This is a genomic window from Chroococcidiopsis sp. SAG 2025 (assembly GCF_032860985.1).
Taxonomy (GTDB): Bacteria; Cyanobacteriota; Cyanobacteriia; order Cyanobacteriales; family Chroococcidiopsidaceae; genus Chroococcidiopsis.
Genome location: NZ_JAOCNC010000001.1, coordinates 2902667 through 2928107, shown reverse-complemented (window position 1 = coordinate 2928107; position 25441 = coordinate 2902667). Strand labels below are relative to the sequence as shown.

At 45.1% G+C, this 25441-nt stretch carries 21 protein-coding genes; 8 read left to right on the top strand and 13 right to left on the bottom strand.

Features of this window, described 5'->3' with window-relative positions; genetic code table 11:
* Window positions 1-326 precede the first annotated feature (326 nt).
* A complete protein-coding gene (gene gshA / locus N4J56_RS14095) occupies window positions 327-1481 on the bottom strand; it encodes a glutamate--cysteine ligase (protein ID WP_317107021.1) in 1155 nt (384 codons plus the stop codon).
* 797 nt (window positions 1482-2278) lie between these two features.
* On the opposite strand from gshA, the gene N4J56_RS14090 reads away from it, so the two are divergent.
* From N4J56_RS14090 to N4J56_RS14080, 3 genes are all read left to right on the top strand, one after another.
* Window positions 2279-3199 (top strand): hypothetical protein, encoded by a 921-nt coding sequence (locus tag N4J56_RS14090; RefSeq protein ID WP_317107020.1) that lies wholly within the window; start codon window positions 2279-2281, stop codon window positions 3197-3199.
* Window positions 3200-3522: 323 nt separating this feature from the next.
* Entirely contained in the window at window positions 3523-4380 is an 858-nt protein-coding gene (locus tag N4J56_RS14085) for a YsnF/AvaK domain-containing protein (protein ID WP_317107019.1), read from the top strand.
* 168 nt (window positions 4381-4548) lie between these two features.
* Window positions 4549-5265 (top strand): hypothetical protein, encoded by a 717-nt coding sequence (locus N4J56_RS14080; protein WP_317107018.1) that lies wholly within the window; start codon window positions 4549-4551, stop codon window positions 5263-5265.
* 172 nt (window positions 5266-5437) lie between these two features.
* On the opposite strand, the gene N4J56_RS14075 is transcribed toward N4J56_RS14080, so the two are convergent.
* The 8 genes from N4J56_RS14075 to ffh form a co-directional block, all read right to left on the bottom strand.
* Window positions 5438-6439, bottom strand: coding sequence for an ABC transporter permease subunit (locus N4J56_RS14075; protein WP_317107017.1), 1002 nt, complete (start codon window positions 6437-6439; stop codon window positions 5438-5440).
* Complete coding sequence (locus N4J56_RS14070; RefSeq protein ID WP_317107016.1) at window positions 6436-7968, bottom strand: sugar ABC transporter ATP-binding protein; 1533 nt, start codon at window positions 7966-7968, stop codon at window positions 6436-6438. The genes N4J56_RS14075 and N4J56_RS14070 overlap by 4 nt, the downstream gene beginning before the upstream one ends.
* Window positions 7969-8099: 131 nt before the next feature.
* Complete coding sequence (locus N4J56_RS14065; RefSeq protein ID WP_317107015.1) at window positions 8100-9080, bottom strand: ABC transporter substrate-binding protein; 981 nt, start codon at window positions 9078-9080, stop codon at window positions 8100-8102.
* Window positions 9081-9472: 392 nt separating this feature from the next.
* Complete coding sequence (locus tag N4J56_RS14060) at window positions 9473-10243, bottom strand: hypothetical protein (RefSeq protein ID WP_317107014.1); 771 nt, start codon at window positions 10241-10243, stop codon at window positions 9473-9475.
* A gap of 174 nt (window positions 10244-10417) precedes the next feature.
* Entirely contained in the window at window positions 10418-11371 is a 954-nt protein-coding gene (locus tag N4J56_RS14055) for a PhoH family protein (protein WP_015153914.1), read from the bottom strand.
* A gap of 117 nt (window positions 11372-11488) precedes the next feature.
* Complete coding sequence (locus N4J56_RS14050) at window positions 11489-11938, bottom strand: KH domain-containing protein (protein WP_317107013.1); 450 nt, start codon at window positions 11936-11938, stop codon at window positions 11489-11491.
* Window positions 11889-12161, bottom strand: a complete 273-nt coding sequence (rpsP, locus tag N4J56_RS14045) for a 30S ribosomal protein S16 (RefSeq protein ID WP_015153916.1) — start codon at window positions 12159-12161, stop codon at window positions 11889-11891. Before rpsP ends, N4J56_RS14050 begins: the two co-directional genes overlap by 50 nt.
* Window positions 12162-12309: 148 nt before the next feature.
* Window positions 12310-13773 carry a signal recognition particle protein gene (gene ffh, locus N4J56_RS14040; RefSeq protein WP_317107012.1) on the bottom strand — a complete coding sequence of 488 codons (1464 nt, stop codon included), beginning with the start codon at window positions 13771-13773 and terminating at the stop codon, window positions 12310-12312.
* A gap of 355 nt (window positions 13774-14128) precedes the next feature.
* Between ffh and N4J56_RS14035 the strand changes: the two genes are divergently transcribed.
* The 3 genes from N4J56_RS14035 (at window position 14129) to N4J56_RS14025 (ending at window position 18626) form a co-directional block, all read left to right on the top strand.
* Entirely contained in the window at window positions 14129-14326 is a 198-nt protein-coding gene (locus N4J56_RS14035; RefSeq protein ID WP_015153918.1) for a hypothetical protein, read from the top strand.
* 404 nt (window positions 14327-14730) lie between these two features.
* Window positions 14731-16659: an alpha-amylase family glycosyl hydrolase gene (locus N4J56_RS14030; RefSeq protein WP_317107011.1), complete on the top strand. Its 1929-nt coding sequence runs from the start codon at window positions 14731-14733 to the stop codon at window positions 16657-16659.
* Window positions 16660-17024: 365 nt separating this feature from the next.
* Window positions 17025-18626 (top strand): HAMP domain-containing sensor histidine kinase, encoded by a 1602-nt coding sequence (locus tag N4J56_RS14025; RefSeq protein ID WP_317110634.1) that lies wholly within the window; start codon window positions 17025-17027, stop codon window positions 18624-18626.
* 135 nt (window positions 18627-18761) lie between these two features.
* Here the strand turns inward: N4J56_RS14025 and N4J56_RS14020 are convergent, their stop codons facing one another.
* From N4J56_RS14020 to N4J56_RS14005, 4 genes are all read right to left on the bottom strand, one after another.
* Window positions 18762-19637: a hypothetical protein gene (locus N4J56_RS14020; protein ID WP_317107010.1), complete on the bottom strand. Its 876-nt coding sequence runs from the start codon at window positions 19635-19637 to the stop codon at window positions 18762-18764.
* Window positions 19638-19656: 19 nt separating this feature from the next.
* Window positions 19657-21075 carry a DICT sensory domain-containing protein gene (locus tag N4J56_RS14015; protein WP_317107009.1) on the bottom strand — a complete coding sequence of 473 codons (1419 nt, stop codon included), beginning with the start codon at window positions 21073-21075 and terminating at the stop codon, window positions 19657-19659.
* Between the two features lie 123 nt (window positions 21076-21198).
* Window positions 21199-22779: a UDP-N-acetylmuramoyl-L-alanyl-D-glutamate--2,6-diaminopimelate ligase gene (locus tag N4J56_RS14010; protein ID WP_410500497.1), complete on the bottom strand. Its 1581-nt coding sequence runs from the start codon at window positions 22777-22779 to the stop codon at window positions 21199-21201.
* Window positions 22780-22930: 151 nt separating this feature from the next.
* Window positions 22931-23212 carry a glutaredoxin family protein gene (locus N4J56_RS14005; protein ID WP_317107007.1) on the bottom strand — a complete coding sequence of 94 codons (282 nt, stop codon included), beginning with the start codon at window positions 23210-23212 and terminating at the stop codon, window positions 22931-22933.
* 162 nt (window positions 23213-23374) lie between these two features.
* Between N4J56_RS14005 and cysH the strand changes: the two genes are divergently transcribed.
* Both cysH and sbcD read left to right on the top strand, forming a co-directional pair.
* Window positions 23375-24097 carry a phosphoadenosine phosphosulfate reductase gene (gene cysH / locus N4J56_RS14000; RefSeq protein WP_317107006.1) on the top strand — a complete coding sequence of 241 codons (723 nt, stop codon included), beginning with the start codon at window positions 23375-23377 and terminating at the stop codon, window positions 24095-24097.
* Window positions 24098-24106: 9 nt separating this feature from the next.
* A complete protein-coding gene (gene sbcD / locus N4J56_RS13995; RefSeq protein WP_317107005.1) occupies window positions 24107-25402 on the top strand; it encodes an exonuclease subunit SbcD in 1296 nt (431 codons plus the stop codon).
* The last annotated feature ends 39 nt before the right edge of the window (window positions 25403-25441 follow it).

Genomic DNA, 25441 nt, shown 5'->3' with positions numbered 1-25441 from the left:
TTCTAGAACACATAGTTTTGCGGTCAAACCTGCCCGTACAAAAGTGAAGTATTCGCAGGGGCGGGTTTTTTGGGCAGACGATTCTAGAACACATAGTTTTGCGGTTAAACCCGCCCGTACACCAGTTCAAGGATGAACATTTTATCAAGATGCTGCCCTCCTAATAGCACAATTTAGCTGCGAATTCATAAATATATAGTTTTTTTAAATAAATGTAAATTGAAAACAAATGATTAAAAATTCTTAACATTTATTTGTCACTTGTCACTCGTCATTTGTCATTGGTAGAACAAATGACAAATGACAAATAACTGATGACTAATGCACTACACCATTGCCGACGAACAGAGCTTATCTTCCAGTTCTAACTCGCGATCGCTCATTGCTTGAATAGATTGCACGATAATGCTTCTTGGCTCAAAGCCGTATGCATGAAGTTTCAACCACTGCTGAGCGGTGTTGCCCTCGCGCAGAATTTTTTGTACGGGAGAAAGAAAACAATTGAAGCCGTTTTGCTTGGCGATCGCCCAGACTTCTTGATAAACTTCTTCAATCCAGTCTCTCGCTAAGATTTTTCTGCCGTCTTGCCAATGAGTTAGCTGAGCGTCGAGGCTAGAACGGGCGACTGCACTCTCGTTAGCAGCAGTAATTGTCAACAAATCTTCAGCGCGGGTTGTTGCTGGTAGGGTACTCATTTCTAGCGGATCGAGTTGTGGATCTGCTATCAACTGCAACAGCCGCGCTTCTAGTAAAGCAGTAATACTTAATAAAGCAATCGGATCGGTGACTAGATCGCAGATTCTTAATTCTAAACGGTTGAGGTCGTAAGGGCGGCGATCGCCATTCGGTCTTACCGATGCCCAAAGATGGCGCACGCTCTGCATTGTCCCTGCGGCTAACTGTTCTTCAACCCAACGAATATGATGAGCGTGGCTTTCAAACAGGGGGACGTGCGCGGGAGTTTGAGGAAAAACTGCCCAACGGGTGGAGTGATAACCAGTAGGTTCGCCGTCAATAAAAGGAGAGGAGGCGCTGAGGGCGAGGTACAGAGGTGCTTCGACGCGGATCAGACGACACGCCCGTAAAAGTACTTCTGGATCTTCAATCCCAACATTAATATGAACGCTAGCAGTAACAACTGTAGTACCGTATGTCTTTTCAATATATTCGTGGTATGGGTTATTCGGGTCGGAACGGTAGAAGCGATCGCTCCCCCCCAACGATAAAGTACTACCAGGAATAAACGTGTAGTTGCCCAATCGCTGGAGATATTCCCGTATTTTGCGCCGAGGACGCAGTAGTTCGCACAACTGTCTTTCGTATTGAGTTGAGGGAGACGTTATATACTCTACGTTACGGCTATCTGGCTCTTTGGCAAAATTACCCTCTAAATTTGCCACGATTTTGTCTGAAAGACCGACGACATCACCTGACGGTGTCCCCGTGTACATTTCAATTTCAAAGCCTTTTGATAGCAGCACTTGATTCTCCTCGGCTTACAGTAATTATTCGCCTTTTCAGTCTATCTAGCATAGTCGTGACTTTGCATCTGTCCGCAAGTTCAGTACTTTTATTAACTTGCCACGAGCGATTTTCTGTCCGTAGTTAGGTGCTGTTGTTTTTTTATCTAGATACTCAAATTAAATTCAAGCCCTAGAATCATTGCTACGTACAGGATATGTTCGTGACTTGCGCTTGCCGTTGTGGTGGTTGCCTCTAATTATCACTTTCTATAGAGAATCATATCGCCGATTGGGGAACAGGGAACAGGGAACAGGGAACAGGGAACAGTGAAAAGATAGAGGGGGCGATCGCTTGGAGCTGTCAACATCGAGCGCATTAAGCCAACGTAAGTTCGATTTAGCTATTTTTTCCCGGTTTCTGCTTTTAGTTAGTAATTTCTCAGTTTTTTAGAGTAATTCGATAGAAGAAATAAATTAATTTCAAGCCTAAATCGAAACTAACTTACATCAATTAATTAAAGTGTTCGACAATACTAGAAAGCCACTCGATATTAAGTTATGACTAAAGACTGAGCGCCAGTTTGATAATGTACATCTTTAGTTCAGTAAAAACACGATTTCCAATTGTTAGATTGCTATTAAGCAAGAGGACGAAATACAGCCAATTGCATCAACTAACAGCTTAGTTTCCAAGCCTTGTAGGTGTTTTTCCTGGAGGATAGACGAAAGGTTTAGCTGTTAATCTCATTCGTCTTTGCCAGCCATTGAGCTAACCTCAAAAAAAGTCAAGTCGTTTAATAAAAACGGAGAATATTATGATGAGTCAAGATCCGCAAGCACAGACTCAGCAAGATGAACTTGGTAACATTCCAAGCGGTCAATTCTATGTTCGTGCTGTAGGTACAGATTCACCTGGAAATGAAATCGGTACAGCTCCATCTGGTCAATATTACGTTCGTGCTGTCAATAATAATGAAGGTGCTGGACTGCCTAATCAATCCTACAATGCTGGTCAGAACAATCAAGGCGCTGGGCTGCCTAATCAATCCTACAATGCTGGTCAGAACCAAGTTAGCGAAGCCAACAAAGGTTTAAATAATGGTTTGACTAGAGCGTTAATTGGTGGACTGATTGGTGCTACGTTGGGTACATTAGCTGGTACTTTAGCTAATAGAAAAACAACTCAGCGTGCTAACGATGCTGTTAAAAGTGTAGGAGAAGCGGCAAAAAGTGTAACTGAAGGTGTCAACAACGCTGCTAAAGGTGTTGGTGAGACGGTGAAAAATGCTGCTGAAGGTGTCAATCAAGCCGTAGTAGGTAAAGCAACAGACGCAATCAAAAATACAGCTGAAGGAGTGAAGCAATCGGTAGAAGGTGTAGCAGACGGAATCCAGCAGACAGCAGACCGCGCTAACCAAGCTGATTATATGAATCGGGGTGGATATGTCAATCAAGCCGAGCAGCAATCTCCACCAGCGACAACATACATTCTGATTCCCGTAGAAAAAGAGCGCACGATCGAGAGAACTATTATTGTCGATTCACCAACGCTAGAAGATTCTGCAAAGCCATTTCAGTCAGAAGGAGTTGCACAGCAGCTGCAAGATAAAGAGCCGATATCTGAAATCAGCCAACCAACACCTGGGTATGGTGAATCAACATCTGGGTATGGCGAATCAACACCTGGGTATGGCGAATCAACCTCTGGATTGAACGACCAAACATCTGATTTCTAAAGATCGAACTGAAGGCGCATGACTCGTAAGGGTGGGTTGAATCAAAAATCCGCGAGAATCATGTAGAATTCGGAATTGTTAATTCGGAATTCGGAATTAACACTCCACGATTAGAATGGCGGCTATCATTGCGATTCTACGCTTTTTGGTTCTCCATACATAAATGGATTGCTTGTACTCCATGATTTGAGTTCCGAACTCCGAACTCAGAATACTTTTTTTTCTGGCGTGGATTGAGAGAAACTCGTAATTAATGAGTATGTCAAAATCCACGCACTTTCAAAACTGGGATTAATCCCAGTTTTAATTAATAATGTTTCTTTTTGTTGCCGAAAAAAGAGGCGATCGCGATGATTGAAAACGAGGATATTGTGGACGAACAGAAAAATAACGACGCTCCGACTTCAGAGCAGATCGACACTGAAACGAGGGATAAAAGGGTAAGTAACGGGTTAAATAAAGCAGCACTTGGCGGAATTATAGGCGCTGTATTAGGTACAGTCGCGATCGCTTTAGCTGACAAGAAAACAGCTCGAAGTATTAACCAAACTGTAAAAGCTGCGAGAAACGCTGTTAAAGATGCAGCTGATGGCGTTCCTCTCAAGGTCAGAAATGCTGTAGAAGCAGTTAAGGATGTAGCTAGTAGTAATGGTGTAAATCAAACTACAACAGCCAATATTCAAGCCAACACTCAAGCTGCGGCTGCGACTCCGCTTGCTGTAGACACTGGGATGGATATTCCAGCTCCAACAACTAATTCACAGCCTGTTAGCTCGAACATTCAGCTACCCGAACAACAGACGTTTCAGTTGTATGAAGAACGGTTAGTTGCAAATAAGAAACAAGTCAAAACTGGTGAAGTAGCGATCGCTAAGCACGTTGAAACACATAAAGTCCGCGTTTGTGTGCCGTTAGAAAAAGAGCGACTTGTCATCGAGCAGATCGATATAGACAACGACACGCCAGTAGCGCCTGGCGAAGCAGATTTCGAGCAAAGGGAATTGGTGCGACTGGAAGTTTACGAGGAGATGGCAGACATTCAAAAACAGCCATTTGTACGCGAACAAATTAACGTTCGTAAGACAGTAGAATATCACAATCTTGAAGTTGAAGATAGCATTCGGAGTGAAGAATTAGATTTGAATCTTCAAGATCTACAAATGGAACAAACGAGTACGTAGCAAGTACAGCTACCTGTAGTATAAAGTTCCTCAAGAAATACCACGAATAGCATTTGGTTAACGCGATTTACACCTGTTGTAATTGCAATTTTTTCGACCGCGGGTAATTAACAGCTTGCTCTATTGACGATTGAATAAAAAAGAATCATTGGAAAAAAGGTCACAACTATGATGAGTGAAAACGAGCCAATTTTGAGCGATCGCACAGAAAATATCGATTTTACTACGGTGCAACAACCTAGCGAGAATCAAGATAATACTGTTGCAGATACAACTGTTGCAGATAATACTGTTTCTACAAACACAAATAGAGAGCTGAACTTAGCAAAAATAGGAATTGGCGCTGCTGTTGGTGCTTTAGTTGGTGCTGCTACTGTTGCTTTGGCTAGTAAAGTTACGGTCGATCGCATCAACAATACTGTAAAAGGAGTTGGTGACGCTGTTAAGAGTGCAGCCGAGGGTGTAAACAATTCTGTAAAAAATGTTGGCAACGCTGTTAAGAACGTAGCAGAAAACGTTAACTACACCGTCAACGACGTAGGCACTACCATTAAGGGTACAGCGGAGGATGTTAACGAGAATGTAAAAGGTACAGTGAATGCAGTTAAAATGAGTACTCACAACGCCTATTACAATGTTAAAGGCGCGACAGACTCAGTTAGACTTGCGACTGAAGATATTAGTCAAAATGCCAAAAGCCCAATAGAAGCTGTAGCTCAACAAATGGCACAAAGCCAAGCAGTTAGTACTGAAAAGCAAAGCGAACAAAAGCAGACGGCTTACGTTTTAGTGCCAGTCAGTAAGGATAAATTCGTGATGCAAAATGTTCCAGTCGAGAACGGAGTGCCAGTAATCCCTAGAGAGATTAATATCGAGCAAGAGTAACACAATTTCTGTTCGTCTTTGCAATAAATTCGCTCCCTCCAACCCCCCGATAAATTGGGGGGCATTTCTTCCCCTTTTAAAAAGGGGGGTAAGGGGGAATTGGTCTTAACTAAAAAGTATTGGGTAGAGGAATAGCAATGCCATTCCTCTATTTTCCTAAAGCCTCATCCTTCTATCTTCTAGAACGCCTCCGCAGGCGATCGATTGTGACGGCAACAATAATGACTAAACCCTTGACAACTAACTGCCAGAAGAATGACATATTCAACAGAGTTAGTCCGTTATTGAGGGTAGCAATGATTAACGCACCAAGCAGAGTTCCCCAGATAGTGCCAATCCCACCAGAGAAGCTGGTTCCGCCCAAAATTACAGCCGCGATCGCATCGAGTTCGTATCCATTCCCTAGCATTCCCGTAGCACTGTAAAGACGGCTGGCGCTCATAATTCCCGCTAAGCCGGAGAGCAAGCCACTGACACCGTAAACAAATAAAAGTACTCGCTTGACCTTAATTCCCGTTAGCCTTGCCGCCTGTTGATTGCCACCCACTGCATAGATCTGCATTCCCAAAATAGTGCGGCGGAGAATAAACCAGCTAGCTACCACTGTCAGCAACGCAATTACCACTAACCAAGGAACTGGTCCTAAGTAATTAATCCCGATCCAAGCAAAGTTGAGGTCGCGGTTGATGACGGTTGTACCGCTGGCAATTAAATAAGCAGCCCCTCGCAGAGCCGTGAGCGCACCTAGAGTGACAATGAAAGGTGGCAGGTCAAGAAAGGCAATTAAAGTACCGTTAATTAAGCCCAAACCCAAGCCTGCGAGTAAAGCAACGGGAACCGCCAACCAGCCGACCCCTGGTATGAGTGATGTCAGTACGCCAACTACAGCTGTTACTCCCAGGATAGAACCAACCGAAAGATCGATTCCGCCCGTAAGGATTACAAACGTCATCCCTGTTGCTAGCACGATGTTAATCGATGCTTGTCGAAAGATATTGACTATGTTGCCTGTAGTCAGAAAGTTAGGCGTGAGCAAGGCGAAGAGAATGCAAATCAGCGCTAAAATCGGGAGAATTCCTACTACCTGAAGCAGGTTACTTGCAGACTTACGTCTACCTCCCCTGGGGCGATCGCTCGATCTACCTCGCATTGGTTTTGATTGGATTTGACTCATAATTTTTCTCCCTCAATTGCTCCAGTGGCGTAAGTCATAATCTTTTCTTGCGTAATTTTCTCGCCATTGGTACTGTTTAGTTCGCCAACTAAACGCCCTTCTCGCATCACCAAAACGCGATCGCTCATGCCGATAATTTCGGGTAGTTCGCTCGAAACCATTAGAATTGCAACTCCTTGGGCTGCTAAGTCGCTAATGATGCGATAAATCTCGCTTTTTGCGCCAATATCTACACCCCTTGTGGGTTCGTCTAACATCAAAACTTGAGGCTTAATTGCCAACCATCTTGCTAGCAGCAGTTTTTGTTGGTTGCCACCAGATAAATCTAAGGCTCTAATGCCTAGTTCTGCTAGCCGAATATTGAAGTTATCGACTGCGGCTGAGGCAATTTGGTTAATTCGTAATGGGCTGATCGTGCCTACTTTTGCTTCCCGTTTGAGCAGGTTAATTGCAATATTCTTGCGGCAGCTCATTTCGAGAAATAAGCCCTGTTCTTTGCGGTCTTCTGGCACGTAACCAATACCAGCGGCGATCGCATCGCTGGGTTGATTGATGTTGAGATGTTTACCATCTAAAATCACTTCACCACTTGTCTTGGGGTCAGCACCGAAAATTAACCGACATAATTCCGTACGTCCTGCACCTACCAGTCCCGCCAAGCCGACAATTTCTCCAGCGTGTAGTGTTAAACTTGCAGGCTGAATTTTGCCACCATCGCTAATGTTCTTTACCTCTAGGACGACTGAACCGATGGTTTTTCTGGGCTGTTTTTCAAACAAATCTTGCAAAGGTCTGCCTACCATCATTTGTACCAGGCGCTCGCTAGAGATCTCCTGGCGTTCTAAACTGCCTACGTACTCGCCATCTCGCAAAACGCTAATGCGATCGGCAAGCGCGTAAATTTCTTCCATGCGATGACTGATGTAGATAATGGCGATGCCGTTGTCTCGCAGCTTGCGAATTAACTCAAATAGTTGTTCTGTCTCGCGGTCTGAAAGCGCTGCGGTTGGCTCATCCATAATTAGGATACGGCTATTGTCTTTTAGCGCCCGCGCAATCTCGACTTGTTGCTGTTCGGCAATTGAGAGACGAGAAACCGTGTCTTCTGGCTGAAAACTCGCTCCCAAACTGTTAAGAACTGCTGCTGCTTCCTGATTCATCCGATCGCGATCGAGGAAATATCCTTTAGTTAACTCGCTACCCATGAAGATGTTTTCAGCTACAGTCAAGTTGGGGGCGAGATTCAATTCTTGATAAATCAGCGCAATTCCTGCCAGTCTTGCAGCACTGGGGTCTGAAATTCTCACTGGTTCGCCGTTAATGCGAATTTCACCTGCATCTGTTTCGTATGCCCCAGCCAGAATTTTCATCAACGTACTTTTACCCGCGCCATTCTCGCCCATCAGAGCGTGAATTTCACCTGGATAAACAGTCAAATTGACATTCTCCAAGGCAGTTACACCGTGAAATTTCTTGGTAATGCCTCGCATTTCTAACCGCGGGATGGGAGGGGATGTTGTTGTTGTCATAAAAATTGCGGGAGTCGGGAGTCGTAGGAGCGGGTTTTTGAGGATACCCATCAAACAACAGATAGTTCTGCGCTCAAACCCGCCCTTACAGAAGTCAAGAGAAGTCAAAAAGAATTCGGAATTCCGAATTCTTACTGCCAGCCTTTATAGTCTTTGACGTTTTCTCTGGTAATTAGCCTGACTGGAATCAATATGTCGGGATTCTTCGGCTTTTTGCCATTGAGAATGTCGTTACCAACTCGTACGGCTGTTTGCGTCATGCCTAGCGGATCTTGAGCAGCAGTCGCAACAAAAATACTATTGGGGTCTTCAATTGCTTGTTTTGCTTCCGGTGCGCCGTCTACGCCGACAATAAAAAACTCGTTGCGTCTGGCTTGCTTAGCTGCCAGTTCTGCACCAACTCCGCTCGGATCGTTGATCGCAAACACGGCATCAATTTTGTTAAATGATGTCAGCAAGTCGCTCATGACTCTTAAACCACCATCTCTGCTACCTTCTGCGTTTTGGTCTTTGGAAAGTATTTTGATGTTGGGGTATTGAGCAAAGACTTGTTCGCAACCTTTGACGCGATCGAATACAGATTGTACTGGCGGACCATTCACAATGACAACATTGCCTTTCCCTTTGAGGCGATCGGCAATATACTGACAGCTAATCTGCCCTGCTTGCAGATTATTAGAGGTGACGGTAGCATCTACGCCACCACCCGCACCAGTATCGACTGCTATTACCGTAATACCTGCTTGTTTGGCTTTTTCCACAGCAGCTGCAATGCCCTCACTATCGCCAGCATTCAGCAGGATTAAGTCCGTGTTAGCAGCAATAAAGTTTTCGATTTGATTGAATTGCAAGTTGAGGTCGTAACCGCTAGAAACAACAGCAGTTCGTACCCCTTCTCCAGCAATTTTCTTGGCTTCCGATACCGCACCCCTTCCCATTAAGACAAAGAAGGGATTGCTGAGATCGCCTACAGTAATTGCAAGCGATCGCAGTTTTGTGTTTGGATTGATTTGTGCTGTAGAGTTATTTTGGCTATCTGGCGAGCAAGCAACAATGGTACTGCCGATCGCGCCCAATAGACCAATGGCGATCGCGGCTTTTTTCCCTTTCATTTTTTCAACCAGCTTTTAGAAATAGTCAGACCGCATCTATAGTGCGAGATGCGATCGAGATTTCAGGCAATTTTTTTTAGTATGCAGAATTATTATTTTGATTTTTTTTTAAGTGTTATACATCTATCTTAAAGCTTATATCTTGAAATAGATTGAATGCGCGATCGAGTAGAAATTTGTTGAGACTGATGAGGATAAACACTATTTATTGTCAATATCTCTTAAATCACGTAACACAGTAACAAAACTTTATTTAAAAATGTTAAAGACTTAGATCGAATCGATCTTTGCTTAGCAGTACAGCTAAATCAGGAACTAAGTAAGGAATGCGCAAGTTTTCCAAATAACAAGTTAGTCAGTTTCGATTGCCTGTAAATAAAAATTGTTCGATATCATTTTCTAAATCTGAAATAGTCTACTCTAATGAATTCTGGTATCGATCTCACCTCTTGTCCAGAATCCAAAACTAGAGTATATCCTCGACTTGTCACCCAATAAAGCTTACCACATTTGGGATAATCTCCCAGTAGGTATGTATCATCTATAGCGGGATCGAAAGCATCATACTCTAACATTAACTCCTCGGCAAAATCCCAAATATTGCCAATTTCTTGTACCGTAACTTTGCGGCGACTTGACCAAAAGTATGCTATTTGTTCGGCTTCGGGATCGTCTGGATAAGGATGCAAAATATATTTTTGAGTCGGCAAGCCTTGAGCATCCTCATCGTCTTCATACTCCTGTCCTTCAAAATGCTCGATTAATTTGCCACCTTCAAACAGGTTATAGCCAACTGTCGTGCTAGTATCGCTGACACCCAATTCTATGACTGGCTGTCCCAATCTTGCCGAAAGTGCTGCTAGCTCGCTCCGTTCTGTAAGTGTTGACTCTGAAGGTGGTTTGGAAACAATCGACCAATTATGACCGACGAGTTGATAAGCAAATGCAAAAGAACCTCGCACCTCAATTTCAGTACCGAGAACATCGCGACGCGACTCTACAGCTTTTTCTGCTAAAACAGCCGAGAGCTGAGCTAAAGGCACTCTAGCTAGTACAATCCAAGAATTGCGATCGATTGATTCTATACCTCGCCTTTGCGACCACGGGCGAAGAAAATCTTCCTCGAATTGTTCCTCGAATTCGCGCTTCCATTGCTCGTTCATACTAAAGTTTTCTTGCGATTGAGATGCATATATACTGCTGCTATGAAAACTACTGTAGCTGATGTATAAACTGAGAATAAGGACAAGTTGCCAAAAGAGAATTTTCACGTTGAATTCACGTTTAAATAAGCCTTTATTTAACTTGCCATTTTTTGAACCAATAGCTCAAAAGAATTATTTCTCGTACTGCTCGTAAGCCGCAACAATTCTTTGCACTAAAGGATTGCGAACGACATCTTTTTGAGAAAACTCACAAAAAGCAATTCCTTCGAGATGTTGTAAAATCTTCAACGCTACTGTTAAACCCGATTGTTGTTGCAAAGGTAAGTCAGTCTGAGTCATGTCCCCAGTCACAACCATGCGCGAACGAAATCCCAACCGCGTTAACACCATTTTCATCTGGGCTGGTGTCGTGTTCTGCGCCTCATCCACAATCACAAAAGCATTATTCAGCGTCCGACCCCGCATATATGCTAGAGGAGCTACTTCAATGACCCCCCGTTCCATTAGGTTAGCCATTTTTTCTTGGTCGATAAACTCATACAATGCGTCGTAGAGGGGACGGAGAAACGGATCGACTTTTTGTTGCAAGTCTCCTGGTAAAAAGCCCAGTTTTTCCCCAGCTTCCACGGCTGGACGAGTTAAAATTAACCGTTCGTACTGATTTGCTAACAAAGCTTGGGCAGCAATTACCACTGCTAAATAAGTCTTACCAGTACCAGCAGGACCAGAGCAAAATGTCAAGTCATGGGTGCGAATGTATTGAATATACTGACGCTGGCGAAAAGTTTTTGCCCTGACTTCATCGCCGCGACGGGTACGAGCGAGAACGTCTCGCTGTAATTCTTGCAGTTCGCCTTGGCGATGGGTATCTAATGCTTGACGCGCCGTAAGGATATCTGCATTTGAAATACTCTTACCCTGACTCCAAAGGTCTTCAAGCGATCGCACTAACTGCTGGCTCAGCTCAATTTGTTTTTCCGTGCCGTAAATATATAACTCTTGCCCGCGCAACACAACTGTAGCACCTGTGAGTCGCGCCAGGGTTTTCAAATTTTCTTCATTTTCTCCGGCTAAAGCGATCGCGCCAGCTTGAGTTGGTAGCGCGATCGTTAAAGGCTCTGCCATACCAGTTTTCTATTTGTCATTGGTCGTACCCTATGGGAAGGGCTTCGCCCTACACCATCAGTCATTTGTCCTTTCTAGCTTACTAGCTACAAACGAGCAGTAACCATCAACCAACGACTAATGAGAACGAGGTTTTTGCACGGGTTTGGGACTCTCACCTCGTTGTTGCCTCAATTTTGGCGCAGATGAACGGTCTGATGAACGTCCGGTTTCTTCCCCACTCGTCGCACCATTAAAAGCTTGGCTACCGTAAATATCCAGATATACTGAATGCCCTGACATAGCAGCAGCAGCAGTAATAACCGTGCGAATATTTTGAATATTGCGTCCGCCGCGACCAAAAACTCGCCCCTTGTCTTCACCTTCAAAGGCGACTCTAAGCCAAACCTTTGCCGTACTAGGGAAGAACTCGCAATCCACGCTTAGCGAATTGGGAGACTCTAAAAACGGCTGAATCAGAAATTGCGCTAGTTTAGCGTAATCTGGTTGTCGATCTGAACTTATAGTGCGATCGCCCTTATGAGTTGGTTGATTGGCTGGCTGCGGTATTGAGCTGTTCAAAGACATTAGCTTTTTGTAAAATGTGACGCACGGTATCAGTAGGTTGAGCACCTTGTTGGAGCCGCCTTACGATTCCTGGCACATCTAGCTTAGTTTCGTCAGTTCTGGGGTTGTAGAATCCCAGCTCTTCCAAAGCACGACCTTCGCGCCGAGCGCTGCTTTTTATCGCCACAATGCGGTAACTTGCTTCCCGCTTTTTCCCGTATCGCTTTAATCGCAGTTTGATCATACTGGGGTTAACTTCTCCTGTAGGCGGCTAATAGATTGTATTCACTGAATAGATCATCATATCACAGTTGCTAGGGAGCAGGAAGTAGGGACAAGAAAGCTGAGGGGGCTGAGGGAGCAACTACCGATTATCAATTACCAATTGCCACTCACAAAGTCCCAAATCCCTTTTTCTTCTTCTCTTTCTTCTTTTTCTTAGCAGGTGCGCCGCCAGCGTAGCCCCGCCAACCAGGGGGAGTAGGACGACTACCAGCAGCATAGGGATCGCCCATACCGCCGCCACCACCGAATAGATTAGGCATACCTGGAAAGCCGCCGCCTTGACCCATCTGCTGCATCATGGCTCGCATTCTCTGGAAGTCGCTCACCAGTTTGCTCACGTCGCTTTCTTTATAACCAGAACCTCTGGCAATCCGGCGGCGACGGCTGGGGGAACTAGATAATAGATCGGGGTCTTTACGTTCCTGCTTTGTCATGGAATTGATCATCGCTTCGCAGCGCTTGAGCTGGGTTTCACCCTGCTTCAGCTGGTCGTCCGACATCTTATTCATGCCAGGAATTAGCTTCATGATGCCACCCAAAGAACCCATGTTCTTCAACAGCCGCATCTGCTTCAGAAAGTCGGTGAAGTCAAATTTTGCCGAGAGAATTTTCTCTTGCATTTTCTCAGCATCGGCAAGGTCAAATTCTTCTTGGGCTTTTTCTACGAGCGTCAGCACGTCACCCATACCTAAAATGCGCGATGCCATGCGCTCGGGGTAAAAGGGTTGTAGTGCTTCTACCTTTTCCCCGACACCGACAAACTTAATCGGCTGTCCCGAGATTCGTCGTACTGAAAGCGCTGCTCCACCTCGGCTGTCACCGTCCAGCTTGGTGAGAATTGCCCCAGTAATACCGACTTGTTCGTGGAAAGTGCGGGTGAGATTGGCTGCTTCTTGACCCGTCATTGCATCCACTACCAACAGCGTTTCGTGGGGTTGCACGGCTTCTTTAACACGAATCAACTCCGCCATCATGTCTTGGTCAATTTGCAGGCGACCAGCGGTATCGATAATAACTATATCTACCCCTTGTGCTTTGGCTTGTTCGACACCTTGTCGCGCAATCTCTACGGGGTCGGCATTGCTACCCATTTCAAACACGGGTACGTCAATTTGCTTACCCAGAGTCACCAACTGATCGATCGCCGCAGGGCGATACACGTCTGTCGCTACCATCAAGCAACTGCACTCTTGCTTGCGTAGATGTAATGCTAATTTAGCCGTTGCGGTAGTTTTTCCCGTCCCCTGTAAACCTGCCATCAAAACAACGGTAGGGGCTACATCTGCCTGTGCTAGGGGAACGTTGGTTTCCCCCATCACTTCTACCAGTTCGTCATAAACAACTTTGATGAACTGCTGGTCGGGTCTAACCCCAGAAAGTACCTCGGCTCCTTGTGCCTTAATTTCTACTTCAGCAATAAAATCTTTGACTACCTGCAAATTGACATCCGCCTCCAATAAGGCGCGGCGTACCTCCCGCAATGCCTCTTGAATATTGGCAGGGGAAATCTTATCTTGTCCCCGCAGCTTTTTCCAGGCAGATTCTAGGCGATCGGCAAGTGCATCAAACATATTTCATCAAGTAAAACGGCGATCGGATTTTGGGAAAGCAAATTTTGCCCACTGTTTCCATTATGAGGGATAAGGATGAACGGTTGACAGTTGATGGTTGATGGTTGGTAGTTGGTAGTTGGTAGTTACTCCGCAACTCTCTTCTCCCCCTCAGATGGGCGACTCTCCCTCAGCTCAAGAGCAGCTCTTTTCTTCCCCTCACTCCTCGCTCCTCACTCCTCGCTCCTCATTACTCGCTTTTCTGAGAATTGTGTTAAGAAATATTAAAAACAGCTATTTTGTATTTTTAGATACAGAATTACCTGCTATAGTGAAAAAGTGAAAGTAAACAGAAAAATATAAAGAGGAATAAATTATGTCTACTCAAGAACAAGCTCGGGCGTTGATGATGCGTCACCACCACGTAGTCAAAAACCGTCAGCAATCGATGTTGAACCGTGCAGCAGCTGAAATTGGGTTTGAAGGTACGACAGAATATTGGAATCATATTCAAGGCAAACCCCACCCCACCTTCTCGGCTAACTACGATCGCAGTGGTTCTTCTATGAGCTAGATGGCGATTTTTATGTGAAGAAAGTTTGCTAAATTTGTTAAATAACATAAAGCTCCCCTCAAAATTGCATGGCGATCGCAGTTTTGAGGGGAGCTAAAATTTTGTAGTTGAGAACAGATACCGGGAATAACTATACAGAGAATTGCTAAGTCAGGATTGAGTAGTGAACCCGCTGCCGATACTAAATATTCTAGTGACGAACAACATTTTGCTTCTCCAAAGCGCTAAAATTACTTCGCACGATAGATGATAGAGTTTTCATAATTAACATATTTTAACAATTGCCTGCAAAAAGATAGTTGGTTGGCATGTTATCTCGCTGAAAAACGACAGGAGCCAAAAGCAAAACCAACTCGTGCATAGATGCGCTCGCAATTTGAAAAATATAAAACTCAGTAAACCTTATGGAAGCACTTCCCACGGTTAAAGCTACTCCTGCTCAACACGAACTGACCGATCCAAAAGTAGAAATAGATACTTTAATTACAGCACCCCAACAAGAGACAGAGATCGATCTAGAGTTTCTTTACACCAGAGATATTGAATTTCGTCAAGAAACCATTTACTTTGTGGTAGTCGATCGCTTTTATGATGGCGATCTAAACAATAGCGAAGGTCCCAACCCAGAAATTTACGATCCAACTAAGCAAGAGTGGGGCAAATATTGGGGTGGTGACTTACAAGGTATTATTGACAAACTCGACTATCTTAAAGGCATGGGAGTGACAGCAATTTGGCTGACTCCTTTATTCGAGCAAATTGAAGATTTATTTATCGAAAGTGCGGCAATTCACGGTTACTGGACGAAAGACTTCAAACGCTTGAATCCGCGATTTATCGGTCAAGATGAAAATCCATCCCTGAACAAAACTCAAGAGACTAGAAATACCACCTTCGATCGCTTGATTGACGAGTTGCACAAGCGCAAAATGAAGTTAATTCTCGATATTGTCTGCAACCATAGTAGCCCTGACATTAGCGGAGTCAAGGGAGAATTATATGACGATGGCGTAAAAATTGCTGACTTTAACGATGATAAAGATCATTGGTATCACCATTACGGTGAAGTGTCAAATTGGGAAGATGAATGGCAAGTACAGAACTGCGAGCTTTCTGGTTTAGCCACATTTAACGAAAATAACAACGAATATCGCAACTACATCAAATCGGCGATTAAGCAGTGGCTAGATCGAGGCGTGGATGCTTTGCGGGTAGATACGGTAAAGCATATGCCAATTTGGTTTTGGCAAGAGTTTATCGCCGATATTCAAGCCCATAGACCGGATGTGTTTGTCTTTGGTGAATGGATTTTTAGCCATCCACTTGACGATTTCTCGGTAGAATTTGCCAACTGTTCGGGGATGTCCATGCTCGATTTTGGGCTGTGTCTAGCCATGCGAGATGCTTTAGCAAAAGGAGCAGAGAGTGGATTTCAACTGATTCAAGACATTTTCGATCTAGATTATCGCTACAACGGGGCAACAGAGTTAGTCACGTTTATTGACAACCACGATATGCCACGTTTCCAGTCGCTCAATCCCGACCCTGAAATGCTACGAGTGGCGATCGCGCTAATTATGACATCTCGTGGTATCCCTTGCATCTACTACGGTACGGAACAGTATCTTCACGACGATACAAATGGTGGAAACGATCCCTACAACCGACCGATGATGACGAGTTGGGACAATGACACTGAAATCTATCGTTATATTCGCTTGCTTTCTGGCTTGCGGCGACTCAACCCAGCCGTATCGGTTGGTAGCCATCAGCAGCGATATATTACCCCAGATGTCTACTGCTATGTCAGAAGATATGGTGAGTGTACCTGCTTTGTTGCCATGACTCGGGGTGAAGCCGTCACGATTGATACAGTCATGACAGACTTACCAGATGGCGAGCATACTTGCGTGTTAACGCGGCGTAAATTTACAGTGGAGAACGGCGAGATCCGCAATTTAGAACTGGGACGAAGAGATGTCATCGTTCTCAGTCATATTGGTGAAAGGGCAAAAGCTAAAACTTTAGTTAGAGTGCAATTGAATGGGGTCAACACTCAACTTGGTGAAAGAATTGTGGTAATGGGCGATTGTCCAGAACTAGGAAACTGGGATATTGGCAAGGCTTACCCCCTAGAGTACATTAATGCCAATACTTGGTTTGCTGAAATTCCCTTCGAGGAGAGTGCTGGTAAGTTAATTACTTACAAATATGCCATCTTACGAGAAGGGCGATCGCCATTACGGGAAAATATCGTGGCTCGACGTTGGGTTGTTGCTAGCGAAGGGACAGTTAAGTGGCGAGATCTCTGGGCATCTGGGAGAGAATCGTAGAAAAGTCAAAAGTCAAAAGTTATGCATTTGTAGGGGCGGGTTTACCAGACATATTTGCTAGAGTCTTAGTTATGCGCTCGACCCGCCCGTACACAGTCAAAAGTCAAAATAGTTACCCAGCTTCGCGATCGCTCTCAGCCTAGCAACAGCACAAGGGCGAACGGTTTCTCGCCTATTACCCATTACCAACAATCGACTTTCCCTTCCTAATTCAGGAAATTGCGAAGACTAGAGTTCGGTTTTACGCCTGTCGCTAGTGCCAAAATCTCGATACTCTGTTATTGAGTAGCAAAAGTGGAACTATCTAGAAAAGCGGAACGGAACGGAGAGTTGCTAGCTGTGAGAGGGGGCGATCGCGGGTGCAAATGTGGACTTTACCAACTATAAGGGAAATTATTACCAAGAGCAGAGCGGATGAGATTGGCTGCTACACTCCAGAGTTGGAAACAGAAGTCATTCGCCATACCAGTGCTGCATCTAAACGGCTTAAAGTCGTGAAAGAGTGGAGTGGGGCGATCGCAGCACTCGAACAGCTATTGTTAGATAGTCTTGCTTCCCCATTGTCAAATTCTTTAGGATTTAGAGGCGATCGAGGCATCGTTTTAGCTGGTCCAGCACCAATTTTGAGTCAAAAGGAGTTGCTGGCTAACTTTCAAACTGGAGTGTTTACCGCAGAGTGGCTGAAGTTATCTGGAGGAAGACCGTTTCAACTCCCGCCAGCTGCAACCAAGTCTGATGTAGCTAAGTCTCAAGCAAAATCCGATCCTTTACCTGTAGCAGTGGAAATCGATCCCCCTGGTAGTACGACTATACCCTTGCTACCGGGAGATCCGCTAGCAAAGGAACAGTTTTGCTTGGTTTTGACAGATAGTTTTAGCTTAGTGATGGTTGCTGGGGTAGATGGCAATAACGACCCAGTATTTATGTTTGCGTTTGAACCGGAGATAGTTGCGCAGGCATGGCAGACGCTGCGGGCGCGAGTTGCTCTCACTAGCCCCCGATATCTACTACTGCAACTCGATGCGATCGCCCATAAATATGCTCCCGTTGCCCCAGATTACCGTATCGTGGCTCAATTTAGCCGTCTGTTACTGAAGCATTTGCCAGAACCAGAGGAAGGACCAGGGGATAAGAAGACAAGGGAGACCTGGGAGACAAGGAGGACAAGGAGACCAGGAGACCAGGGGATAAGAGGAGAGGACATCGATTTCCCGACTCCCGACTCCCGACTCTCGACTCCCCATCCACCTCGTCCCGATTTAGAACTACTGCAAGCATTTGCCCACGAAGTTCGCACGCCTTTGACGACAATTCGCACCCTGATTCGCCTGTTATTGAAGCGACGAGACTTGTCTAGCGATGTGCAAAAACGCTTAGAGGCGATCGAACACGAGTGTCGAGAACAAATCGATCGCATGGAGTTGATGTTTCAAGCGGCGGAACTAGAAACATCAGCTTCAGATAGCAACAATAATAATTATTTGATTGCCACATCTTTAGAACAGTTGTTGCAGCAGAGTATTCCCCGCTGGCAACATAGTGCGAAACGCCGCAACATGACTTTAGACGTGATTTTGCCGCAGCAAATGCCAACGGTGATCAGCCATCCTAGTATGCTCGATCGGGTGCTGACAGGCTTGATTGAGAATTTTACTCGCAGCCTACCCGCTGGCAGTCAAATTCAGGTGCAAGTCATTCCCGCAGGCGATCAACTTAAGCTACAGTTGTTTTCGCAACTTCCAGGAGAAGACGACGAAGCCGCACAGAGTTTTTCTGTCACGTCGATTGGCAAATCTCTCGGTCAGTTACTCACTTTTCAACCCGAAACAGGCTGTATTAGTCTCAATCTCAATGCTACTAAGCACCTATTTCAATCGATTGGTGGCAAATTGATCGTGCGTCAGAAACCACAACAAGGAGAAGTATTGACAGTGTTTCTCCCTCTATTTGGGAGTGGGGAGTCGTAGGGGCGCACCGCTGTGCGCCCGTACTAGGGAGAGTCGTTTATAGCATTAAATCCGACTCTTTCGCCCCCCTTTTTAAGGGGGGTTGGGGGATCGTCTGCATAATTTGAATAAATATAGTATAAGCTCTCTTTTCCTCTACCCATAATAGAGAAATGCAGCCAGGTTTTCATTTGGTAAAACAACGATGACACCCTCTTTATTCCTAGTCATTATGTAGTAACCGCTAGTGCCTTCCATGCCGCTTCTAATAAGATTAATTAGCTCTCTGTCAGTCCCTTTACCACAATTCAAAGCACTCCAAGAATAACTATCTTCAGGTACAGACGTATAGCTCCACTGAGAATATGGATTTGTATCTTTAGTTTTTAAGGTAATATCAGCTCTTGGCTGTGTGTCACCTTCAAAATAAGTAATACCAATTTTTTTAATCTTATTAGAAATACCTGCTTTTAGTTCAAAAATATGCAGGTCGCATCCTTCTCTCAGCCCTGGGTGAACGTTTGAAGTGAGGACTTGCACATTTTCAAGTTTTTTTGGTAAATAGCCAGCACTATTGCTATTAGTTGTAAGTTTTAACTGTAGATCGATCGTTCCAACCAAAAATGTAGTCGCGACCGCAATAAAAATTAGATACTTTCTTTTTCTATTGTTCTGTCTTATCTGATTTAGAAAAGCGTCAACTGGATTTAGCTTGTGAGACAAAAGTTTTACAATTTTAAAAAAGCAAATTACTGATATAGTTCCACAAATTAATCCAGATAACGTTAGAGGCAAATATACTAAAGATAAAGAAGATGACTGAACCCAGATAAATGGGTTAAGTATTAAAAATAGTACAAAACTAAAAAGAAAGTATTCTAATTGTAGAGAACAAGGAAAATATTGTCTGATACTACAACTAGGATAAGGCGCGAGGAAGGCATACATTAATGCCGAACCAAATCCTGCTGCAACCCAGAAAATAATGATAGCCAGAAATATCTGGACGATATTTAGTACGAACCTTATCATCTAACTTTGCCACTACGCTTTACTTAGTTGGGGCTATGGGTAACAAAACATTGAAAATAGAACCCTCACCAACTTTACTTTTAACGGAAATAGAACCGCCACAGCGTAGTAAAAGTTGTTGGACGATCGTTAAACCAAGTCCCGCGCCGCCTAGATCTTCGCTGGAAACAGAACGCACCCGGTAAAAGCGATCGAAAATTTTGGGGATCTCGTTAGGTGAGATGCCAATTCCCGTATCGCGAAATTCTAATTGCACGTATTCGCCTTGAGTACAAGCTTTAACCCAAACTTGCCCGCCCGTAGGAGTAAATTTAATGCTGTTATGTAATAAATTAATAGCAATTTGTCGCAACCAATTGTTAGAGCAGAAAATAGAAGGCAAATCGGGAGAAACCGTGTAGGCAAGCATAATAATGCCTTTTTCTTGAGCTAGAGGTTGATAGGTGCTAACTACCCCTGGAATAATTTCACTCAGTTTCAATGGTTGTAAAACTATTTGTTCCGCCGTTTTGTCTAATTGAACTAATTCTAATAAACCATTAATTAAAGAGTTTTGACGATCGCACTCGCTACTCAAAATCTGCAAATAGCGCTGTTTTTGCGGCGGTTTGAGGTGAGGAGAATTCAAGAGGCTCAACGCCGTTTTCATATGTGTCAGCGGAGTGCGGAGTTCTTCACACATCCGACCGAACGATTCATCTTTACGAGTTAAGGCATTTGCTAAGGCTTGATTTTGCCGTTGCAAAGTGCCAGTGATGTCATCAAACGTACTCCGGCGAGTTGCATCTTGTTGCTGAACTTGTTTGGCAAATAATCGCTCTAATAGTACTGGATCGGGTGCAGACGGACAAGCAAACAGCGTCTCCCAATTTTTCATCACCTCTGGGGCGATCGCTGGCTGCTTGTGCTGCGCTAGCTTCCAACGCACGCTTTGAGCCACGACATGACCGATTCCCTTGAGTACCTCTTGCAAAACTCGTCCCTCAAACGAACAAAGGCTCAGCAAGGGTAAAAATTTCTTTTGGCGATCGTTTTCCTTAGTTTTTCCCTTTTTGCGTTTCAGTCGCGATCGATGTGCCAGCACCATACAGCAGAATTGAGACGAATGGACGATGAGAAAATAATCTCGTCGCAGATGGCTATTTGGTAATAATTGGACTGGAACCAATGGGAAACCAGACAATTGAGCGATCGCAGTTTCCTGTCCGTAGCAAACATAGGTTTTGTCAGAGACTCTCACCTGCTCGTGATAGCGCTGAATCGAAGCATACCAAATTTTTCCTGATGGTAACTTCAGCCACAGTGTCGCTGAGATTTGCTTTTCTACCAGTAATTCCATCACCGATTCTACCAAGGAAAGCAAGGTTGCCGGACTCACCAACATTGGCGATGGTGGTTGTTCTATACTCAGAGCCAGTCGATAAAGGGGGATGTCCATTACTAGGAATTATGGGTTAGAGGGAGGACAAGGAAGACAAGGGAGAGACGCGGAGCTGAGGGAGCTGAGGGAGAGAAGAAAGCTGGGGAAGTTGGGGAAGAAAAATCTCTCACCTCTCACCTCTCACCTCTCACCACTTATTCCCGACTCCCGACTACGCGGTTCCGATGCGGAGGAAACCTCCGCCTCCAACCGCTTCCCGACTCCCGACTCCCGAATTCTTAGTGCATTTCTCGCCTGTTCGCGATCGTCAAAGTGGATTTTTTCCGTACCTAAAATTTGGTAGTCTTCGTGACCTTTGCCAGCAATGAGTACGCCATCGCCGGATTGGGCTTGTTGAATTGCCGTTTGAATTGCTGTAGCGCGATCGCAAATGACAAATGGCTCTATTGTGTTGGGAATTCCAGCGAGAATATCTTGGAGAATCCTTTCTGGGTCTTCGGTGCGGGGATTATCAGACGTGACGTAAACGACATCTGCTAAATCGGCGGCGATTTGACCCATCTTCGGGCGCTTGGTGCGATCGCGATCGCCTCCACAACCAAACACGCAAATCATCTTACCTGGAATAAATGGTCGGGCTGCTTTCAACAAGTTTTCTAAACTATCAGGTGTATGAGCATAATCGACGATCGCGCTGATATCCTGATGGGGACTCACTTGCACCCGCTCCATTCTGCCAGGGACTCCGGCAAACTGCGGCAATGCGTTAGCGATGAGTTGTAAATCTACGCCCAAGTGTAAAGTGGCTGCTACTGCTGCGAGTAAATTGGCGAGATTATACTGACCCACGAGCGGCGATCGAAATTCTACTTCTCCTGCGGGTGTGTGTAATTTACCGCTCACTCCCGTTGGTTCGTAACCCAGATCGCTCAAATAGAAGTCGGCTGTTGTTTCAGCTTGGACGCTATAGCTCCACACCCGTTCCGGCGGTAGTTGTTTAATTAATCTTTGTCCGTAGGGATCGTCTGTGTTGATAACTGCTCGTCCTTGGAGATAATCGGGACTGAACAGCAAGGCTTTTGCGGCAAAATAGTCTTCCATATCGCGGTGGAAGTCTAGGTGATCTTGAGTGAGATTGGTAAATACCCCTACTTCAAACGGACACCCTAAAACTCGTCCTTGCGCTAAAGCATGAGAACTGACTTCCATCACCGCTACTTGAGTCCCCGCTTGCACGGCGTTAGCTAATTGCTGTTGCAGTTCTACAGCAAATGGCGTAGTATGAGCTGCTGTTTGCTCGAAACCTGCCCAACGAGAATAAAGAGTTCCAAATAAAGCTGTAGATAACTTTGCTTGTTGGAGGAAAAATTCGATTAAATGAGTGGTGGTCGTTTTACCATTTGTTCCCGTCACCCCCACCAGCCTCATTTGCGTGGCTGGATAGCCGTAAAAAGCAGCCGCCACCCCAGCGCAGGCTCGAACCATATCTGTAGCAGAAATAATGCAAGGCTCTCCCTCAGCTCCCTCAGCTCTCTTTTGGGCTACCTGAGAAGAAACTAAAGCCGCGATCGCCCCACTCGCGATCGCGCTTTGCCAAAACTCTCCTCCATCTACCCGCGTTCCTGGCATTCCAATAAAGAGATCGCCAACTTGGCAAGCATGAGAATTTGTCGTTAAACCCTTCACCTCCAGATCTAAAGCTGGATGCTGGGGTAGTTGTTCGATACTGTCAACTTTTGCTAACAAGTCACCTAACTTCATAGTTTTGTCATTTGTCATTTGTCATTTGTGAGTAGCTGGTGGAACCATTGACTGGACTTTTTTCGAGTCACCGATTGCTGGTTACTGGTCGCTTATAACTGATAACTGATAACTGTTAACTAGCTAGCTTAATCCCAGCTTTCAATTGCACCTATTCTGCTTCATGATGATTTACATATTTCTGGAGCATTTGCTGAATTTGACTGACTGTAGCGCGAGGAGAGGGACGAGGGAGAGGGAGCGATCGCCCATCGTCGCTATGCAGAAATAAAACAGGTACTTCGTATTGATATGCTTGCCACCAATCTTCCTGTAGTGTGATATCTCGGACTTCCAGCGATAGCTCTTGGTGTGTAGATAAAATTTGTGCTAGCTTTTCCTGCAAGCCTTCACACAAATGACATTCAGGTTTGCTATAGAGAATCAAGTGCATAAACTTAAGTCGGGAGTCGGGAGTCGGGAGTCGAGAAAGAGAGCTGGGGGAGTTGGGGGAGCAATTCTGGTTTCACTGGTTCCACCAGCCACTAGTAACTGATAACTGATAACTGATTTCCGTTATTGTTGAATATGCAGAACTATTCACATCATTGCGCAGATGACTGTTTCAACACCTTCTATCCAAACACCCAATTTCGATCTAGATGAGCTAAATCGCAAATATGAGACAGCTCATCCTAGCAAAATTCTTGCCTGGTGTGTCGAGAACATTCCTACAAGGTTAGTACAAACCAGCGCTTTCAACGTAGACGATATCGTCATCACTGATATTCTCTACCGCGAACTCAAGCACCGCACCCCGGTTATGTTCCTCGACACTTTACACCACTTTCCCCAGACTTTAGAGCTAGTCTCTAAAGTTAAAGACTTGTACGACTTGGATCTGCAAGTTTATAAAATCCCAGACGTGGATACTCGGGCTGCTTTTGCTGCCAAATATGGCGAAGCCCTATGGGATAGTGACATTCAGCAATTTCACCACTTGACCAAAATCGAACCTCTGCTACGAGGACTAGCCGAACTCAACGCCGTAGCTTGGATTACCGGACGGCGACGCGATCAGGCGCGTACCCGTTCTGATATGCCCGTTTTTGAACTCGACAGTCAACAGCGCCTCAAAGTCAATCCCATTGCTAGTTGGACGCGCAAAGAAACTTGGGCGTATGTCTTCGAGCATAACGTCATTTACAATCCGCTCCACGACCAAGGCTATCCCAGTATTGGCGACGAACCAATTACTACGCCTGTAGCCGAAGGCGAAGACGAACGCGCCGGACGCTGGCGGGGTTCTGACAAAACTGAATGCGGAATTCATATTTGAAGGAGACACATGATTAAAATCCTCCACCTCTCGGACATCCACATGGGAAGTAGCTTTTCCCACGGTCGACTCAATCCTGAAACTGGATTGAATACACGCTTAGAAGATTTTGTCAAGACTTTATCGCGCTGTATTGATCGCGCGTTAGAAGAACCAGTGGATTTGGTGCTGTTTGGTGGGGATGCTTTTCCCGATGCCACGCCACCCCCATATATTCAAGAAAAATTTGCCAGTCAATTTCGTCGCTTGGTTGATGCTCGGGTTCCCACCGTATTATTGGTGGGCAACCACGACCAGCATTCCCAAGGGCAAGGGGGGGCGAGTTTGTGCATTTATCGAACCTTGGGCGTACCAGGGTTTATGGTGGGCGATCGCTTGATGACCCATCACATTCAAACAAACAATGGTACAGTTCAAGTCATCACTCTCCCCTGGCTGACTCGTTCCACTCTCCTGACTCGTCCAGAAACAGAAGGCTTATCCCTCGCCGATGTCAACCAGTTATTGATCGATCGCTTGCGTGCTGCCTTAGAAGGAGAAATTCGTCGGCTCGACCCCAAAATTCCGACCGTACTTCTGGGTCATTTGATGATCGATAATGCTTCCTATGGTGCTGAGCGCTTCTTAGCTGTAGGGAAAGGTTTTACTATTCCCCTGTCTCTTCTAACTCGGGACGAGTTAGACTACGTTGCCCTCGGACACGTCCACCGCCATCAAAACCTCAACCCATCTAACGAACCGCCAATTATTTACCCTGGTAGTATCGAGCGAGTCGATTTTAGCGAAGAAAAAGAAGACAAAGGCTATGTGATGATAGAACTACAGCGGGGTAGTACCAAATGGGAGTTCTGCCCGCTACCAGTTCGTCCTTTTTGTACCATTAACGTCGATGTAGCTAATGCAGCCGATCCGCAAGCAGCTTTAATCAAAGCGATTGCGAAAAAGAATATTATCGATGCAGTCGTCAGACTAATTTACAAACTCCGCTCCGAGCAAATCGATTTAATTGATAATGCAGCACTTCATCAAGTTCTCAGTTCTGCTCACAGTTATACAATTCAACCAGAACTCATCAGTCAGCTAGCACGACCGCGTTTACCGCAATTAGACGCGAGTAGCAGTATCGATCCCCTCGATGCCTTAAAAACTTATCTAGATAATCGGGAGGACTTGAAAGATATTACTGCTCAAATGATGGTAGCTGCCCAACAATTACTAGCAGCCGATACAGAAACTTGGTTAGAGTCTGCCCCAAAAACTGAAATCGATGCAAGTCATACTGACGGACAGTTACGGTTGCTGTGAAATCAGGGAGCGCACGAGCAGGGAGCGCACGAGCAGTGA

Bases quoted from the DNA above. Each gene is read 5' to 3' on its own strand.
- N4J56_RS14075 (WP_317107017.1), bottom strand. From the start codon at position 6,439: ATGAGTCAAATCCAATCAAAACCAATGCGAGGTAGATCGAGCGATCGC.
- sbcD (WP_317107005.1), top strand. From the start codon at position 24,107: ATGATTAAAATCCTCCACCTCTCGGACATCCACATGGGAAGTAGCTTT.
- rpsP (WP_015153916.1), bottom strand. From the start codon at position 12,161: ATGATCAAACTGCGATTAAAGCGATACGGGAAAAAGCGGGAAGCAAGT.
- N4J56_RS14020 (WP_317107010.1), bottom strand. From the start codon at position 19,637: ATGATAAGGTTCGTACTAAATATCGTCCAGATATTTCTGGCTATCATT.
- N4J56_RS14055 (WP_015153914.1), bottom strand. From the start codon at position 11,371: ATGGCAGAGCCTTTAACGATCGCGCTACCAACTCAAGCTGGCGCGATC.
- ffh (WP_317107012.1), bottom strand. From the start codon at position 13,773: ATGTTTGATGCACTTGCCGATCGCCTAGAATCTGCCTGGAAAAAGCTG.
- cysH (WP_317107006.1), top strand. From the start codon at position 23,375: ATGACTGTTTCAACACCTTCTATCCAAACACCCAATTTCGATCTAGAT.
- N4J56_RS14030 (WP_317107011.1), top strand. From the start codon at position 14,731: ATGGAAGCACTTCCCACGGTTAAAGCTACTCCTGCTCAACACGAACTG.
- N4J56_RS14080 (WP_317107018.1), top strand. From the start codon at position 4,549: ATGATGAGTGAAAACGAGCCAATTTTGAGCGATCGCACAGAAAATATC.
- N4J56_RS14050 (WP_317107013.1), bottom strand. From the start codon at position 11,938: ATGTCTTTGAACAGCTCAATACCGCAGCCAGCCAATCAACCAACTCAT.
- N4J56_RS14015 (WP_317107009.1), bottom strand. From the start codon at position 21,075: ATGGACATCCCCCTTTATCGACTGGCTCTGAGTATAGAACAACCACCA.
- N4J56_RS14070 (WP_317107016.1), bottom strand. From the start codon at position 7,968: ATGACAACAACAACATCCCCTCCCATCCCGCGGTTAGAAATGCGAGGC.
- N4J56_RS14025 (WP_317110634.1), top strand. From the start codon at position 17,025: ATGTGGACTTTACCAACTATAAGGGAAATTATTACCAAGAGCAGAGCG.
- N4J56_RS14035 (WP_015153918.1), top strand. From the start codon at position 14,129: ATGTCTACTCAAGAACAAGCTCGGGCGTTGATGATGCGTCACCACCAC.
- N4J56_RS14005 (WP_317107007.1), bottom strand. From the start codon at position 23,212: ATGCACTTGATTCTCTATAGCAAACCTGAATGTCATTTGTGTGAAGGC.
- N4J56_RS14090 (WP_317107020.1), top strand. From the start codon at position 2,279: ATGATGAGTCAAGATCCGCAAGCACAGACTCAGCAAGATGAACTTGGT.
- N4J56_RS14065 (WP_317107015.1), bottom strand. From the start codon at position 9,080: ATGAAAGGGAAAAAAGCCGCGATCGCCATTGGTCTATTGGGCGCGATC.
- N4J56_RS14060 (WP_317107014.1), bottom strand. From the start codon at position 10,243: ATGAACGAGCAATGGAAGCGCGAATTCGAGGAACAATTCGAGGAAGAT.
- N4J56_RS14010 (WP_410500497.1), bottom strand. From the start codon at position 22,779: ATGAAGTTAGGTGACTTGTTAGCAAAAGTTGACAGTATCGAACAACTA.